Here is an 18,024-nt window from a genome sequence, read left to right on the forward strand (position 1 = left end):
TTTTTTATGCGAATAGAGGTTCATTCTGGGAAATGGCAAGAAATTAATCTACCATCATTCATTTTTGCTAGAGGCGGTTTGACATTGCATTTATCTGTTGCTTTATCACACCTTGTTTTAAAAGGACATCCCTCTGGTGGATTGGTTGGGCTAGGCAATTCACCTTCAATTAGGTGCATCTTTGGTAAATCCGACGTCAATTCATCTTTTGACATTACCGAATCAACTAAATCAAAATTATTAGTAGGAATAGCTCCAATTAATGCACGTGTATATGGATGTCTTGGATGCGAAAAAAGCTGTTTAGTAGTTGCTTCTTCCATAATCTGGCCAAGATACATAACGACCACCCTGTCGCACAAATGACGAACGACACGGAGATCATGGCTGATAAAAAGCATCGATAAAGTGCGATCTTTTCTAAGTTGTTTAAGTAAATTGATGATTCCTGCTTGTACCGAAACATCAAGGGCACTAACAGGTTCATCAAGTATCAACAGATCAGGATCAGTAGCAAGAGCCCTTGCGACACCAATACGTTGTCTTTGGCCACCAGAAAATTCAAATGGATATCTATCTAACCATTCTCTTCGTAGCTTTACTGAGTCCATCAATTCATTACAGAGATCGTTTTTCTTCTTTTTAAACATATTACGTGTATATGCTTTATCACCTTCATCATTTTTTAATCCAGATTTTAATAAATGCATCGGCTCTTTTATTATTGCTTTAATAGTCATGCGAGGATTAAGCGAAGCGTAAGGATCTTGAAATACCATCGATATCTTTTTGCGTAAATTAGTATCATAGGTTAATTTTTTTGATTCATAAGTCAATGCACCTCGAGTGGGTTCATCTAAACCTGCAATTATTCTTGCTAATGTCGTTTTGCCGCAACCAGACTCTCCAACAATTGCTACAGCTTCTCCTTTATGTAAGGAAAAGGTTACTCCCCTTAGTGCATATGTCGTTATTTTTTTACCGTGTGATCTGGTATAGAAATTTTTGTATAAATCGTCAACTCTTAGTAGTACTTCTGGTGTCGTTCCATCAATATGCAAATTAACCATTATTAACCTTTGCTAATTGCTTTACAGGATTGACACATGCTAATTTATGAACCATTCTTGGTTTGTTAGGATTGTCGCTTATATTTTTGAGCGGTGGCATTCGTAAATCACATTCTTCGCTATGAGCTTCACAACGAGGCCCAAAAGGACATTTCTCGAATATATGGTCTAACTGTGGAGGTGATCCTGGAATTGTGTATAACTCATCTTTTGCATCAACCATATCTGGCATTGCTTTTATTAATGCATTTGTATAGTGATGTTGGGCGTTTTGAATTATTTCAATAGTAGGGGCTGATTCTATAATTTTCCCACCATACATAACTTGAGTTCTATTTGCCATATTCCCGATAACACCTAAGTCATGAGTTACTAATATGACTGACATTTCTAATTCGTTTTGCAGTCGTTTAATTGTGTGTAAAATCTGTGCTTGTACGGTTACATCTAATGCTGTGGTTGGTTCGTCACAAATTAAGACATTTGGTTTATTGGCTAATGCCATGGCTATCATCACACGTTGACGCATACCACCAGAACATTCGTGAGGATATTGACGGAATCTAAGATCAACATTTGGGATCTCAACAAGATCTAAAAGTACTTTTGCTTCTTTACGAGCATCTTTTTTGCTCATTGACTTTTTTACATAAATAGCTTCAGCTACTTGCTCGCCTATACGTTTAAGAGGATTTAAAGATGCTAATGAATCTTGAAAAACCATTGCTAGTTGGGATCCACGTATTTTTCGCCACTGAGCATATTTAATTTTTGACAAATCATAGTTGGTTCCACATAGAGAAAATGTGCCTGTAATTTCAGCCGTTTTATCTAGCAAGCCCATTAAAGCTAAAACTGATGTAGATTTTCCACAACCTGATTCGCCAACAATTCCTAAAGTCTCACCCTTGTAAAGATCAAATGACAAATCTTGTACTACATATGTTCTTTCTTTTGGTTTGCCAAAAGAAATATTTAAATTTTTAACTTCTAAGATAATTTCATTATTATCGCTCATGATTTTTCCGATCCTGGATCTAAAGCATCACGTAAGCCATCACTAATAAAGTTAACTGCTAATACTATGAGAAAAATAGCCATACCAGGTGCATAAAATAAATAGGCTCGATCACCAGTTGTATTGCCTCTTGCCGCATTAAGCATTAGACCAAGAGATGTTCTAGGAGGTTTAACACCAAAACCCAAGAAAGACACAGTAGATTCAAGAATGATAGAAGTTGAAATTGTGATAGCAGTACTTATTGCAATTATTGAAACGGAATTTCTAATCAGATGTATAAATGTTATATAAAAGAAACCACGACCACTTATTTTTGCAGCATCAACATATTCACGTTCTCTAATACTCAATACTTGTGATCTAACTAGACGCGCAATATACATCCACATTGTTAAAGATACAATGAGTATTAAAGGGATGTCACCAGATGTCCCAAATCTATTTAAACCAATAGCTAATACAACAACTTGAGGCACCATTAAAAATAAGTCAGTCGATCTCATTAATAGTGAATCAATCCAACCTCCTGCATATGCTGCAATCGAGCCAATTAAAGTTCCTATTACCGTAGAGACAATAGCAACACCAACAGCTATTCGCAAAGTTATTTGCATTGCATATAGCAGTTCCGTAAACATGTCCCTACCAAGAATATCTGTACCCAACCAATGAGAACCCGAAGGTAATTGTCTAGCATCGCTAAGTAATTGACTATTCTGTTCGTAACCAGATATTAGAGATGGGAAAGCACATAATGCAATACAAAAAATCATGAATATTAAAGAAATTAAAGCTGGTTTATTTTTAGAAAATCTTTTTAATGCACGATAACGTTTCTGAGGGATAACTTCATCGATCATCTTCAATTCTTCAATTTTAGTTAATTCGCTCATGTTCGTATCCTCGGATCGATAACTGTATATAACAAATCTGCAAAGAAATTAGCACTTACTACGAAAAGTGCCACGAGCATTGTCCACCCAGTTAGAGTTGTAGCATCACCTGCACTCAAGGCATTTATAAATACGAACCCCATACCTTTGAGTGAAAAAATGAATTCCGTAACGATCAAACCACCCATTAATGCACCTAGATCTAAGGCTATTATAGTTATCATTGGCAACTGAGCATTTCTAAATGCATGCTTCATATAGACTCTTTTTTTGCTCATTCCTTTGGCTAGGGCTGTTCTATTGTAATCACTTTGTAAAGCCTCAATCATAGATGAGCGTTGATACCTAGACCACGTAGATATAAGCTGTATTGCTAAAACCATAACAGGCATGGTTAAATTCCTTATATATGTGATGAAACTATCTAGAGTAAAAGAACCATCTGAAGCTCTACCAAAATGTCCACCAATATTTGAATCAATCTTAAATCTTGCATTACCAGGCGAACCAAATATATTCGAAATAGATGATAAAAAATGCGGAAGATGATTTGTAAATAGATCGGGTAAATATGTAGTAAAAATATCTATAAGAACATATCCAAAAAAGAATGTTGGTAATGCCGCTCCTAAGAATGAAAATCCAGAGAATGTGAAGTCCCAAAAATTATTTCTATTTATAGCTGCAATCACACCAAAAGCAATTCCAAGTAAACCAGCAACAATCATTCCCCAAATCACTAATTCAAAAGTATTTTTTATACCACGAGATAATTTTGTAGTCACTAATTCACGATCTATATCGCCTTTACCTAAATTAAAGCTTTTTAATTCACCTACCCATCTACCGTATTGTTTAAAAATATTCTCATTTAAATGAAGTCTTATTTTTTCTCTAGGAACAGCATTTTGATCTTTTGAAGTTCGTAATCTAGCTGTAGGGTCAACAGATGCTCTGATTCCAGCGAACACAACAAACGAAGCAATCACTAGCAATAATAATGAAATTAAAGCTCTCTTTAATAAGAATTTTGTAGCTACCATTAAACTATTAGGTTAGTTTCATTTACATAAAAAAGTGGGGATGCACTAGGCATCCCCACTAAAAATTAGTTTAATAAATTTTTATTTTCTGATACCCCATTGATTCAAATTCCAGAATGGTCCTTGAATTGGATTTTCATCGATTTGACCAACAATACTCTTTTTCCATAAAAGAATATTTGGGAGTGGGTCTAATGGGAATGATGTTGCATCATCTGCTAATGCCTTCTCTGCTTTTTGACTAGCCTCAATACGTTTTGCAACATCAAGTTCCTTATCTACTGTTTGAAGGAATCCATCTGCTTTTACATCACGTGTTCTAGTCCAGTTTTGACCTGAATCATCATTCTCAGGACCAGGAATTTGAGCCAAACAAAATAAGTTACAGTTTGTAGGGTTCAAAGTAGTAAGAACCTGAGCATACAGTGCAACCTGGAAGTTTCCTTCTGGAGCTGCTGAACCAAATAGATCCGCTGCAGTCAAAGGTGCAATTGCTACTTTCCAACCAGCATCTTTAAGTTGACTTTGGATATTTTCCATCATTAACTTTCGACGTTCGTTACCTTCTGTAGAATTGATAGTAAATTCTAATAATTTACCATCTTTTGCATAAATTCCATCAGAATTCTTTTCCCAACCTTCACCTGTTAACAATTTATCTGCTTTTTTAAGATCAAGTTTGTAAACAGAGAATCCTTCTTTATCTGCATATTCATTTAATACTGGAGGGACGAAGCTATTTACAGCTTTGGTCACGCCAATTTCTCCAAATAATGCATTCACTGTTGCATCACGGTCAATTGAATATCCAAATGCTTGACGTACAGCTTTAGAGTCGAAAGGAGCACGATCGTTATTAATCCATATAGCTTCTGTTGAGCCTGTTGTTTTATTCACAATCTGATTTGCATCTTTTAGACCCTTATTGATTGAATCAATAACATCTATTTGTGGTTGAGGATATATTGCACTTACTTCACCATTATTAAATGATTTAAATTGTGTAACAGTATCTGAAACAAATTTAAATATAACTTTATCAACAATTGGCTTGTCACCCCAATATTTATCATTAGGAACAAGTGTTATATTTTCTGTCTTATTCCATTTTTCCAATTTAAAAGGTCCACCAGAAAAAGTATAACCATCAGCCATCTCAGCTGCACGGTCTTTGCCTTCAAGAATATGTGAAGGCAAAACTCCATAATTACCACCAAATAAGTCTTTCCAACCAGCGTATACTTTTGCCATTGATACAATAACTTTATGATTATCGTTTTTATCAACAGTTACGCTTTTTACATCTTGGTATCCTGATTTATCGTATACATCTTCACCATTAGCAATTTGGTCCCAAGTGTAAACGAAGTCTTGACCAGTGATATCTACACCGTCAGACCATACTGCTTTAGGGTTAATTTGATAAGTGATTTTTTGTATAGGATCAGTTTCCAGTTTTGGTTCTGAAGCTAAAAGATCTGTTCTTTTAATTTCCCATTGATCTTTATCTCCAACACGTTCCGCAGAGAAAGCACGAGGAAGTGTATTAACTGCTACAGTCCAGAAACCCCACGATGCTCCAGAGCATGAACCCACGAAGTCCAAACAATCTGGTTCTTGTTCAGCGCCAATTGTTATTGTTCCACCCTTTTTAGCAAGGTCCTTCGATTCCGCTTTATCGTTATTTGTTGCTGACTTACTTGAAGAGCTACAAGCTCCGACAAGCATGGCTACAATCAATATAAATGCAAAAAGCATTTTGTATTTATTTAATGGTTTATTCACCATTACCCCCTTTTACTTTCTTCTCTGTTGAGATTTTTTATTTAAGTTGTATAGATAAAATAATAGTAGTAAAAATAAACACTGTAGATGCAGCAATTGTTAATCTGTCCAAGTTTTTTTCAACTATAGTTGCACCCGCCATTGCGCCTGATCCAGCACCACCACCAAAAAGATCTGATAAACCGCCACCTTTTCCAGAGTGAAGTAATATTAAAAATATTAATAGTAATGTTGCACTAACATGTATAGCTATAAGTGAAGTTGTAAGTATGCCCATATCAATAGACTAGTCGGTTCAGAATAGTTGCCATAGCATTTAGCTGTAATTTGTCCTAAATGGACAATTAATTTTTAATTTTTAATCGCCGATATAACTAAACGTGAAAAATCATCCGCATTTAAACTTGCACCGCCAACCAACAAACCGTCTATACCTTCTTGATCCATAAAATTTCTTGCATTTAATGGATCCACACTTGCCCCATATATAACTCTTGTGGCATCGCTAGAACCCTTATGCATAGCAAATATTACAGATCGGATTTTGGAAATCATCTCATTGGCCTGTACAATCGTTGCTGGTGTTCCAGCTCCAATAGCCCAAACCGGTTCATATGCGATGATCACATTTTCTATCTCTGATTTTGATATTTTACTTAAACCTATAGAAATTTGTTCTTCTACAATATCAAATGATTGGTCATTCTCTCTCTGTTCTTTTGTTTCACCAACACATAGAATTGGTGTCATAGCAAATTTTAAAACAGATTTTACTTTTTCAGCTATTATGTCATTTGTCTCATTAAAATATTGGCGTCTCTCACTATGACCGGCTATTACATAACTAGTACCGAACTTAGCAAGCATTGGTGCTGAAATCTCTCCAGTGAAAGCACCTTTTTCAGATTGATGGACATTTTGCGCACCAAGTTTGAATTCCATCTTATCTGAGTCAATAGTTGTTTGGACACTTCGTAAATCTGTGAAAGGAGGACAGAGCACTACCTCTGCATTTTCTAATAAATATTTATCAATTTGATAGGAAAGTTTTTGTGTAAGCGCTATAGCTTCTAAATGATTTAGGTTCATTTTCCAGTTTGCAACAATTATTGGTGTTCGCATAATTTCCTTTATTTTTCTATTTTTTGATTGACTTATTTTTGAGATCTATGAATTATCGAATCTTGTAGAGCCTTAATGCCAACTAAAGTTCCTTGTTCTATATATTCAAGTGTTGCTCCTCCACCAGTAGAAACATGGTCAATCGTACTTTCTAATTTCATTTGTCTAATTGCTGAGACAGAATCTCCGCCTCCGACGACGCTATAAGCTTTTGCATTTGCAACTAATTCGCCTATTGACTGTGTTCCTGTTGCAAATTGTTCTTTTTCGAAAACTCCCATTGGTCCATTCCATAAAATAGTATTTGAGCTATCAATGATTTTGCCAAATGTTTCAATGGTTTCTGGCCCAATATCAAAACCTGCTTGTGAAGCTTCGATATTTGATGATATTGACGTTTCGGTCGAATCGATACTATCTGCCAGAACAAAATCTGTAGGAATGATTATTTTTGTTGTATCTAACCATTTCTTTGCAACATCTAAATAATTATCTTCACAAAGAGACTTCCCTATTTCTTTACCTTGTGATTTAAGAAAAGTAAATGCCATGGCACCGCCAATGAGTATCTGATCACAACGGTCTAGCAATTTTTCAATAACTTTCATTTTGTCAGAAACCTTCGCACCACCAATAATTGCGACCACTGGATCTTTACCGTTCGATAAAACATTTTCCAGAGCATCTATTTCTTTTATGAGACAAAGACCGGCATACGAAGGTAAATAGTTTGTTATTGCACAAATAGATGCTTGTTTACGATGGCTTTGCCCAAACGCATCATTTACATAATATTTAGCCAATCCAGATAATTCTTTAGCAAATATTTCGTCGTTACTTTCTTCACCAACATAAAACCGGAGATTTTCTAAAATCACACCATCTCCAGGCCCTGCAATAGTGTCAATACTATTTGGTTCTATTGTCGATGGGTTATCAGATAGATATTTATAACTTCCTGATAATTTATTATTGAAATATTCTGCAATAGGTTTGGTAACTAAAGCAGAATCATATTTACCTTTTGGTCTACCAATAGCTCCAGCAATAATTGCTATCGCACCTGCATCACTTATATATTCCAATGTTGGCAAAACTGAAGATAAACGAAAGTCGTCTTCTATTTGGCCATTTTCGCTAAGCGGAACATTACAATCGATACGAATAAAAACCTTATCACCAGGCTTCATATTCAAATCGGAAATTAAAGGTAGTTTATCCATTTATGTGTTTCCTCGATTTTACTAAAGCTTGTGTTATTTCAATATTTTTGTAGCAATGTTTTTGCATTACTAGTAACACTTATCTTTAAACTCCGCATTCTTCAAGAAACAATGCAAGATCAAGAAGTCGATTTGAATAACCCCATTCGTTGTCATACCATCCAAGAATTTTGACTGTATTACCCTGAACCATAGTGTCTACACTAGAAAAAATACATGAGGAAGGATTTCCAACAATATCACTAGATACTAGATCTTCATTTGAATATTCTAGAACGCCGCGGAACTTTTTATCGTTCGAAGCTTTTTCAAAAGCAGCATTAACTTGTTCAACAGTTACTTCTTTTGATACCTGAACAGTTAAATCAGTAATAGAACCTACTGGAGTAGGAACACGTAAAGCCATACCAGCTAGCTTTCCTTCAAGATTAGGTAAAACAACACCAATAGCTTTTGCAGCACCAGTCGAACTTGGAATGATTGATAGAGCAGCTGCGCGCATGCGTCGTAAATCAGCTTTACCTGAACGAGATGCAGTAGCCATATCTTGAAGTTGTTGATCAGAAGTATATGCATGAACTGTAGTCATAAAACCTGAAGTAATACTAAATGCATCGTCTAAAACTTTTGCCATTGGCGCTAAACAGTTGGTAGTACAAGAAGCATTAGAAATAACATCCATATCAGCTCGCGAATATACTTCATGGTTTACACCAATACATATAGTTGCATCAGCATCACCACTAGGCGCAGAAATAATAACCTTTTTAGCACCACCGACTAAATGTGCAGCAGCTGCTTCTCTTGATGTGAACAGACCTGTAGATTCAATAACAATATCTACACCAGCACTTTTCCAATCAATTTTTGAAGGATCCTTTTCTTCAAATTTCGTAACGCTGAAACCATCTATATCAATACCTTTAGAAGTTGCAGTTATATGGTGTGGCAGTGTGCCACCAACACTATCGTGCTTTAATAAGAATGCCATTGATTCGCTGTCACCAAATGGGTCATTAATTGCAACAATGGTTATGTCATCCATTAGACCTCTGGCTAATATTGCTCTTGTAAAACTGCGACCAATTCTTCCAAATCCATTAATTCCTATTTTGAGCGACATATTGTACCTTTCATAAATTATATAATAATTGGATTCTAGCGAATCTTTGTCTGTCATCCTGAATGAAGTAAACATTATTACTTTGGCTGTGAATGAACTATATATCAAAAACTTTAGACAAATAGGCTCCTAAGAGTTGTTCATCATGAACTTCACCATTTAAACGAATATTTTCAGTTGCAACTTTAATACCTTTGCGATTTTTTGATATGAAAAACGAGTTTTTGTCGCACAATACACTATCTACTCTTACACCATGATTTATTAACGCATCTAAATGGTCATCACCATCCATGCCTTCGGTATCTGGACCTTTAGTACCGAGGTTCATAATCATAAGAATTTTTGCGATGGTTTTATTTAATGCTATCTGGATATCTTTAATCAATAAGGAAGGTAAAACAGACGAATATAGTGATCCAGGAGCATAGATTATATGATTCGCATCTAGAATTGCATCGACAACACCATCTAATGGCAATACATCTTTTGGATCTAAAAAAACATTATTAATGTCTGGTGTATTTTCAACGTTAACTTGTCCACGTATTAACCCAGACTTAGAGTTTGCGCATAAGATAACTTCGCTAATTGAAGCTGGCAATACTTTTCCTCTTACATTTAATAATTCACTAGCTTTTTCAACGGCTTTTTCAAAACTTCCAAGTTGACGTGTTAAAGCTACAAGGATCAAGTTACCCAAACTGTGTCCATCGAGCTCTCCTTCATCAAATCTAAATGCAAATAAATCTTGTAAGCTAGAACCATAAAGTACTGAAGGCGACGATAAAGCCAACGCACAAAGCCTTAAGTCTCCAGGCGGTGTTATCTCTATATCTTTTCTAATCCGTCCAGAACTGCCTCCATCATCTACAACATTAACGATTGCAGTTAAATCAAGATCGTATTTGTCCAAAGTTCGAAGTAACATAGATAGACCGTGACCACCGCCAATTGCAACAATTTTTTTTGACATTATCTTCCTTGTTCAGAATTTTCATCTAATTCTCTATGTATAGTGATAACTCTATAGCCCTCTTTTGAAAATAATTTAGTTAACAATTCTGCAATAGTTACGCTTCGATGCTTGCCGCCAGTACAACCAAAATATATTGATACGTATCCCTTTTGCAAAACTATAAATTCATCTATTGCAATTTTTAGTGATTCATAAGTTGTATTTAAATATTTATCAAAATCTTTAAAATCACAGACGTATTCTTGTATCATTTCATTTAAGCCATTAAATTCTTTCAAACTTGGTTCCCAATGTGGATTGGGTAAGAACCTAACATCAAATACAAAATTTGAATCTCTAGGTGCACCAAATTTAAACCCAAATGAATTAATTATAATTGTAGTTTTATTTGTTTTCTCTCCAAAATATAATTGTAACTTAGCTGCTAACTGAGTTGGGTTGGTTGATGTTGTGTCAATGTGTACGTCGCAACCTTCTAGAACAGCATTTAAAAATTCACGTTCTTGTTCTATACCTTTAGTTAGAACCCCAGCAGAAATATATGGATGCGGTCTTCTTGTCTGGTCAAAACGTCTAATAATAGTTTCATCAGCAGCATCAATAAATAAAACATCTGCCGAATCGGTCTCGAATTCAAATTTATTTCTTAAAGAATCTCTCAAATTAAATAGTTCAGATATGTCTTGATCAGTTCTTAACTCTGTAGAAATAACTATTCTATTATTAGATTCATTGGTCTGATCTAGCTGTTCAATTACATCTTTAACAATTGAAATAGGCAAATGCTCCATTACTCTATAGCCAAGATCTTCAAATACATCAGCAGCTGTTGTAATACCGGCACCAGAAAGCCCAGAAAGCAATATTATGTTTGACAATTTAATCCCTACAATTCTTCATGTAACTTATCATATAACTCTAACGCTACCTTTTCGGGTAGATACGGTATAGACATAAGTGTTTCTTTTGACTGTTCCCTGAGTTTCTTGATAGAACCGAATGAGTGAAATAACTGCTTTCTTCTAGATTCACCCAATCCTCTCACGTCATCAAGAACGCTAAGAGTCATCGACTTTGACCTTTTAGCGCGATGATGAGTTATTGCGAATCTATGAGATTCATCTCTGATAAGCCGTAGTAACATTAGTGCCAATGAATTTCTAGGTATCATTACAGATTCTGATTGCCCTTTTATAAAAACTTCTTCTTCTTTTTTCGCAAGTGACACAACATCAAATCTATTAGATAAATTTAATGACTTTAGTGCTCTCATTGTTGAGCTCAATTGACCTTTACCACCATCAATAACTAAAAGATCTGGAAGAATTGAAAACGAAACATCATCTGAATCATAATTTTTAAATCTTCTAGTAATCGCTTCTTCCATTGACAGGAAATCATTATTACCCTGATCATGATTTATTACAAAATGACGATAATCATTTTTCTTGGGTAGACCATCGTCTAAGACAACCATTGACGCTACAGTGTTAGTTCCTTGAATATGGGAAATATCAAAACATTCAATACGCATTGGCACTCTATCTAAGTTGAGTTGTGTGCGTAGTTCATTTAGCGCATTTGTTCGTTGTTCAATATCATTAATTCGGGTTTTAATCCTAGAATCTAAAGCATGCTGCGCATTTTCTATAGCAATATTTAATAGATTCTTTTTTGAACCTTTTATTGGTTCTACTAATTTCACATTATCATTACGCAAATTCGATAATAGTTTCTCATATGATTCTTTTGATTTTGGTAGTTCTTGTAAAAGTATTTTATTTGGTAATACTTCAGGTAATTGATTTTCGTAGAGTCTAAGTAGGACTTGTTCAATTAGAGGGTCATCGGCTAATACTTCGCCAGGTTCTAGAATGAATTTCCTGTTACCCATTACTCTGCCACTTCTGATTCTAAGCACTTCAACACATATTTCAATTCCATCACTAGCATATGCAACGACATCGAAATTATCTCTTTGTGCGCCGTAAATTTGTTGTCTTTCTACGATAGTGTCCAACATGGAGATACGATCACGTAATGTTGCGGCTTTTTCATATAATTGCTTTTCAACGGATTGATTCATTTCATCGATCATTGATTGTTTTACATCATTAGTTTCCCCATTAAGGAATTTGATTAAACCGTCAATATATAGATCATATTGTTCTTTAGTAATTGTATCAACACATGGAGCAGAACATTTTCCAATATCGTATAATAAACAACCCCTACCTCTTCGTTTATAATCATTAAATTTCGCAGTGTTACAAGTTCTCACAGGAAAAATATTTATTAAAGTATCTAGAATCTCCCTTATTGCATATACAGAAGTATATGGACCAAAATATTTTACGCCTTTACGTTGTTTACCTCTATACATAAATGCTTTAGGCCATTTTTCGTTTAATGTAATCGCTAACCAGGGATAACTTTTATCATCTTTAAGTCTCACATTATATCTAGGTTTATGTTGTTGTATATAGGAATACTCTAAAAGTAAGGCTTGAGTTTCATTTTCTACACTGATCCATTCAACTCTATTGGCGATTTCTACCATTTGATTAATTCGAGGATTAGATTTTGGTCCATCCTTAAAATAAGAGGAAACACGATTTCTTAAATTTTTAGCTTTACCAACGTATAATATTTCATTATCATTCGAAAAAAACTGGTAGCAACCAGGTGATGTTGGAATTTCTTTTGAGTCTATTGCATCCATAAGTATTGTTTTACCTAGAATAGTTTATATGACTGTTAGTAATACTGCTGAATTAAGAATACAAGCGCCTTTACCCGAACGATATCTGAATGCTACATTCGATGAATTGGGGTCTATGATTGAAAAAGCTAAAAAAACCTTAGGTTCTAACCTGTTGATACTTGGTCATCATTATCAAAGAGATGAAGTTATTGAATATGCAGACATACGTGGTGATTCATTTAAATTAGCTGCATATGCGGCTGAGAATGCACATACTAAAAATATAATTTTTTGTGGCGTTCATTTTATGGCTGAATCTGCTGATGTATTAACCGAGATTGATCAACATGTTTATTTGCCTGATATAAATGCAGGATGTTCTATGGCAGATATGGCTGATGAACAATCAGTAATTCAAGCTTGGGATAAATTAAGTAAAATTGTAAATGAAGATGACATAATTCCTATAACATATATGAATTCTTCTGCAGCTATAAAATCTTTTGTAGGTGAACACGGAGGCGCAGTTTGCACTTCTAGCAATGCAATAAAGATTTTAGAATGGGCGCTTGAAAAAGGCAAACATATTTTATTTATTCCAGACCAACATTTAGGAAGAAACACTGCATTAGCAATGGGATACTCATTAGAAGATACTATGTTGTACGATCCTCGCATGTCTTTCGCCCTTAATAAAAAAGAAGTTGAATCATCAACATTTTGGTTATGGAAAGGTCACTGTACAACTCACAAAAGATTTAGTGTGGATCAAATTAATAAATTTAGAAACGAATACCCATCTGGAAAAGTTATTGTCCATCCAGAATGTCCATATGAGACTGTAGGCGTCTCAGATCTATCGGGTTCGACTGAAAAAATCATTCAATATGTTGAAAATTCTGAACCCGGTTCAATAATAGGAATCGGTACTGAAATCCACTTGGTAAATAGATTGGCAAAGGAAAATACAGATAAAACTATTGTATCTTTAGATCCACTTTATTGTCCTTGTTCAACAATGTTTCGTATAGATAGACCTCATTTAGCGTGGACTATTGAGAATATTGTTAATGCTACACCAGTGAATGAAATTCGAGTGGACGAACGAACACGCGAATACTCAAGAATTTCACTTCAAAGAATGTTAGATATAACGAATAAATAAATAAATATATAAATAAATATTGAATATATTATTTATTCTGTTTTAAAATTAAATCTACTGCCAATGATGACGCTAAGACTAGAGAATGAATAGGGTCCTCTAGTTTCTCATGTATTTGTACAACATAATTATCGGCATTGGTAAACATAGCTTTTGCTAGTCCTTCCCAAGTTTTAGTTATTGAAGCAACTTGATGATCTTGCCCAGTAACTATTTTAAAATTCCATGCACGGAAATTTTCAGCAAAGATCATACCTACTTGTTCAGTTCCAATAAGCAGCTTTATTTGAGCTTTACCAATTCTAAGTTTTATTTGTAATTCACCTATCAGCGTACCATCACCACGCTCTACAATAACTTTTGGTTTTAATAATGCTCTTGGTTTAGTAATTCTTAATAGTACTTCACCACTCATATTGGTAATTTCCATGGTATGTGTCATCAAGGAATCTAAATTTGTAAGAGCACGTGCTACCTTTTTGGCCGCAGATTGTCCCACTTCTCGAACAGCACCTATTTGTATACCATCAGCATCATAGATACGAAATTCATTTGTAAGTTCAATCAATTTAGCTTTTTGATTAACTACTAAAATATTTTCAGTAAATATAGATTTAACTGTTGAAGCATGAGTAGGTGTCTCAGTATATTCAGGTAGTTGCTCTAAGGCCTCTGGTATAGATTCTTCACCAACAATTGCTCTGGTAACCTGGTTCTTAACTGATTCCTCTGATGGCGATTTAAACATTACTTCACCATCTATAAAGGTACTTGATTCTTGCACTTCGCCTCTATTTGACATAAGGGCACCATGATCATCTATTGCTGGTGTACCATTCGTCGACACATTATCAGTCCATTGAACTCCATCCCAATAACGATGTTCATGTCTTCTAGAAGGATCTGGATACCAATCTGGTGGTGTAAGTGTAGTCATAACATCATTCTATACGATAGTTTACTTCGATCTTGACTTTATTAATTCTTTCAAGAACATCCCTGTATGAGAGCTTTTCAGCTTAGCTATTTGTTCTGGTGTACCCGTTCCTATTAGCATTCCACCACCATCTCCACCCTCAGGTCCTAGCTCTATTACCCAGTCTGAACTATAGACAACATCTAAATTATGTTCAATTACTAATACAGAATTACCACCATCTACTAATCGATGCAGAACTGCCAATAAACGTTTAACGTCATCAAAATGTAAACCTGTGGTTGGTTCATCTAAAACGTATAACGTTTTTCCAGTTGAACGTTTTGCTAGCTCACTAGAAAGTTTTACACGCTGTGCTTCACCTCCAGATAATGTTGGTGCTGACTGACCTAATCGAACATATCCAAGTCCAACATCTACAAGAGTTTGTAAATGTCTTTTGATAACCGGATGCTTTGCAAAAAACTCATTTGCTTCTTCGATAGACATATTGAGTACGTCTGCAATATTTTTTCCCCTATAGGTAACATCTAAAGTATCGCGGTTATATCTATCGCCTTTACAAATTTCACAAGGCACATAAACGTCGGGCAAAAAATGCATTTCAATTTTTATTGTTCCATCACCTGAACACGCTTCACATCTACCACCTTTTACATTAAATGAGAAACGCCCATCTTTATAACCACGAACTTTCGCTTCTTCAGTTTGTGCAAATAATGATCTTATTTTACCAAAGACACCAGTATATGTTGCAGGATTAGATCTAGGTGTACGTCCTATTGGACTTTGGTCAATTGCTATAACTTTATCTATATGCTCAAATCCAGTTATCTTTTTATGTTTACCTGGTACGTCTTTGGAACGATACACTTTTTTCATTAATGATTTTAAAACAATGTCATTTACTAAGGTAGATTTTCCACTTCCACTTACGCCAGCAACTGTAACAAAACTTGAAAGAGGAAAGGATACATCAATATTTTGTAAATTGTTTTCTTTAGCTCCAAAAACATCGATTGATAAACCAGAGCCCTTTCGACGATCTCTTTTTTCAACAACTTGTTTTTTACCTGACAAATATTGACCTGTTATAGATTTCTTATTTTTTAATAGTGATGCAACACTGCCCGCATGAACTATCTCTCCACCATGTTCACCGGCTCCGGGACCAACATCAACAACGTAATCAGCGGACATGATTGTTTCTTCATCGTGTTCAACAACAAGTACAGTATTTCCAATATCACGTAAACGCGTCATCGTTTTTAATAAACGTGCATTGTCACGTTGGTGTAAACCTATAGAAGGTTCATCTAATACGTATAAAACACCGACGAGTCCTGAGCCTATTTGTGATGCTAAACGTATACGCTGAGCTTCTCCTCCAGACAATGTAGATGCTTTACGATTAATTGATAGATACTGAAGACCTACATCGTTGAGAAAGTTTAATCTAGCTACTATTTCCTTAATGATTTCACTTGCTATGGTATTTTCTCTTTCAGATAATACTAAAGAGCTAAAAAAGTCGTAACATTTTTGAATAGGTATATTTCCCACATCGAAAATATTGTGTTTATCTATAGTCACATTCAGAGATACAGGATTCAATCTTGCACCTTTACATTTAGTGCAAGCTATCTCACGCATATAGCCTTCAATGACTTCACGGGCACGGTCACTTTCTGATTCGCTATGTCGTCTTTTTAGCCAAGGGATAATTCCTTCATATTTAGCATTAAAAGACCTAGATCTACCATAACGATTTTTAAATGTAACATTAATTTTGTTGCCACCTAAGCCTTCAAGTATTATTTTTTGCGATTTTTTAGGAATCCTTTTCCAAGGCATATCTATGTCGATATTATTTTCTTCACATACAGAAGATAAAACCTTTAGATAGTAATCACCTTTAAAGCCTCCCCATGGAGCAATTGTACCTTGCGATATTGATAAATCTTCATCCGAAATCACTAAATCAGGATCCACCTCAAAACTAGTCCCCAACCCATCACATTTTGTACATGCACCGTAAGGAGAATTAAACGAAAAATTTCTAGGTGCTAATTCATCATATGAAGTTCCACAATGGTTGCATGCAAGATGCTCTGAGAAAGTAAGAATGTTAGAGTTCTCTTCAAGAGTCTGTTCATCTTTTTCACCATTAGGAATAATTTCAATTTCAACAATACCTTCAGCTAACGATAATGCAGTTTCTAAAGAATCTGTTAAACGCCTTTTTATCGATGGCTTTATTATTAATCTATCTATTACAGCTTTAATTGTATGTTGTTCATAACGAGCTAAATCCATCGGATCGACTTCACTCAATTCAAAAAGTTCTGAATCTATATACGCTCTTGTAAAGCCTTGAGATATTAATTGTTTTATTAAATTCTCATATTGTCCTTTGCGACCACGAACGACTGGTGCTAATACTTGAAATTTTGTTCCCTGATCCATTTTCATTATACGATCAACAATTTCTTGAGGAGTTTGTCTAGCTATTGGACGGCCACAAGTTGGACAATGAGGATGGCCAATTCGTGCGAATAATAATCTTAAGTAATCATATACTTCAGTAATAGTTCCAACTGTTGAACGTGGATTTCGAGAAGCTGATTTTTGATCGATGGAGATTGCAGGTGATAAGCCCTCTATAAGGTCGACATCAGGTTTCTCCATTTGCCCTAAAAACTGGCGTGCATAAGCACTTAAAGATTCAACATAACGTCGTTGTCCTTCAGCGTAAATAGTATCAAAAGCCAATGAAGATTTACCTGAGCCAGATAGCCCTGTTAATACCGTTAATGAATCTCGTGGAATATCAATATCTACATTTTTTAAATTGTGTTCACGTGCACCACGTACCGATATAGAGGAAGCCATATTTCTATTATAGTCGATGGAAACTAGTACACCAGTTCGTATCGAAATATTTTATTCTTTTATAATA

At 35.0% G+C, this 18,024-nt stretch carries 15 protein-coding genes; 1 reads left to right on the forward strand and 14 read right to left on the reverse strand.

Translation table 11 applies throughout. From position 1 onward, the window contains the following. Positions 1 to 20: 20 nt before the first annotated feature. The 12 genes from KBF89_00760 to uvrC form a co-directional block, all read right to left on the reverse strand. Positions 21 to 1,070, reverse strand: a complete 1,050-nt coding sequence (locus tag KBF89_00760; GenBank protein MBP9114859.1) for an ATP-binding cassette domain-containing protein — start codon at positions 1,068 to 1,070, stop codon at positions 21 to 23. Then, positions 1,063 to 2,088 (reverse strand): ABC transporter ATP-binding protein, encoded by a 1,026-nt coding sequence (locus KBF89_00765; protein MBP9114860.1) that lies wholly within the window; start codon positions 2,086 to 2,088, stop codon positions 1,063 to 1,065. Before KBF89_00765 ends, KBF89_00760 begins: the two co-directional genes overlap by 8 nt. Beyond that, a complete protein-coding gene (locus tag KBF89_00770) occupies positions 2,085 to 2,984 on the reverse strand; it encodes an ABC transporter permease (protein ID MBP9114861.1) in 900 nt (299 codons plus the stop codon). The genes KBF89_00765 and KBF89_00770 overlap by 4 nt, the downstream gene beginning before the upstream one ends. Further along, positions 2,981 to 4,027: an ABC transporter permease gene (locus KBF89_00775; GenBank protein MBP9114862.1), complete on the reverse strand. Its 1,047-nt coding sequence runs from the start codon at positions 4,025 to 4,027 to the stop codon at positions 2,981 to 2,983. The genes KBF89_00770 and KBF89_00775 overlap by 4 nt, the downstream gene beginning before the upstream one ends. Positions 4,028 to 4,108: 81 nt before the next feature. Further along, on the reverse strand, positions 4,109 to 5,815 hold the full coding sequence (locus KBF89_00780) for a peptide ABC transporter substrate-binding protein (GenBank protein MBP9114863.1): 1,707 nt from the start codon (positions 5,813 to 5,815) through the stop codon (positions 4,109 to 4,111). Between the two features lie 34 nt (positions 5,816 to 5,849). Further along, the gene (gene secG / locus KBF89_00785) at positions 5,850 to 6,089 is read right to left on the reverse strand and encodes a preprotein translocase subunit SecG (protein ID MBP9114864.1); all 240 of its coding nucleotides are present in this window, start codon (positions 6,087 to 6,089) and stop codon (positions 5,850 to 5,852) included. A 74-nt stretch (positions 6,090 to 6,163) separates the two neighbouring features. Further along, the gene (locus tag KBF89_00790) at positions 6,164 to 6,934 is read right to left on the reverse strand and encodes a triose-phosphate isomerase (protein MBP9114865.1); all 771 of its coding nucleotides are present in this window, start codon (positions 6,932 to 6,934) and stop codon (positions 6,164 to 6,166) included. A 32-nt stretch (positions 6,935 to 6,966) separates the two neighbouring features. Beyond that, a complete protein-coding gene (locus KBF89_00795) occupies positions 6,967 to 8,157 on the reverse strand; it encodes a phosphoglycerate kinase (GenBank protein ID MBP9114866.1) in 1,191 nt (396 codons plus the stop codon). Positions 8,158 to 8,242: 85 nt separating this feature from the next. Further along, positions 8,243 to 9,280, reverse strand: a complete 1,038-nt coding sequence (gap, locus tag KBF89_00800) for a type I glyceraldehyde-3-phosphate dehydrogenase (protein ID MBP9114867.1) — start codon at positions 9,278 to 9,280, stop codon at positions 8,243 to 8,245. 97 nt (positions 9,281 to 9,377) lie between these two features. Further along, on the reverse strand, positions 9,378 to 10,256 hold the full coding sequence (locus KBF89_00805) for a YvcK family protein (GenBank protein MBP9114868.1): 879 nt from the start codon (positions 10,254 to 10,256) through the stop codon (positions 9,378 to 9,380). Further along, a complete protein-coding gene (gene rapZ, locus KBF89_00810) occupies positions 10,256 to 11,137 on the reverse strand; it encodes an RNase adapter RapZ (protein MBP9114869.1) in 882 nt (293 codons plus the stop codon). Before rapZ ends, KBF89_00805 begins: the two co-directional genes overlap by 1 nt. A gap of 8 nt (positions 11,138 to 11,145) precedes the next feature. Then, positions 11,146 to 12,981 (reverse strand): excinuclease ABC subunit UvrC, encoded by a 1,836-nt coding sequence (gene uvrC / locus KBF89_00815; protein ID MBP9114870.1) that lies wholly within the window; start codon positions 12,979 to 12,981, stop codon positions 11,146 to 11,148. Between the two features lie 28 nt (positions 12,982 to 13,009). Here uvrC and nadA point away from each other — a divergent pair, with 28 nt between their 5' ends. Further along, positions 13,010 to 14,128, forward strand: a complete 1,119-nt coding sequence (gene nadA, locus KBF89_00820; protein MBP9114871.1) for a quinolinate synthase NadA — start codon at positions 13,010 to 13,012, stop codon at positions 14,126 to 14,128. A 28-nt stretch (positions 14,129 to 14,156) separates the two neighbouring features. Here the strand turns inward: nadA and KBF89_00825 are convergent, their stop codons facing one another. After that, on the reverse strand, positions 14,157 to 15,065 hold the full coding sequence (locus tag KBF89_00825; protein MBP9114872.1) for a DUF2510 domain-containing protein: 909 nt from the start codon (positions 15,063 to 15,065) through the stop codon (positions 14,157 to 14,159). Between the two features lie 21 nt (positions 15,066 to 15,086). Next, entirely contained in the window at positions 15,087 to 17,957 is a 2,871-nt protein-coding gene (gene uvrA / locus KBF89_00830; protein ID MBP9114873.1) for an excinuclease ABC subunit UvrA, read from the reverse strand. Positions 17,958 to 18,024 lie beyond the last annotated feature (67 nt).

The organism is Acidimicrobiia bacterium, assembly GCA_018057765.1.
Lineage (GTDB): Bacteria > Actinomycetota > Acidimicrobiia > IMCC26256 > JAGPDB01 > JAGPDB01.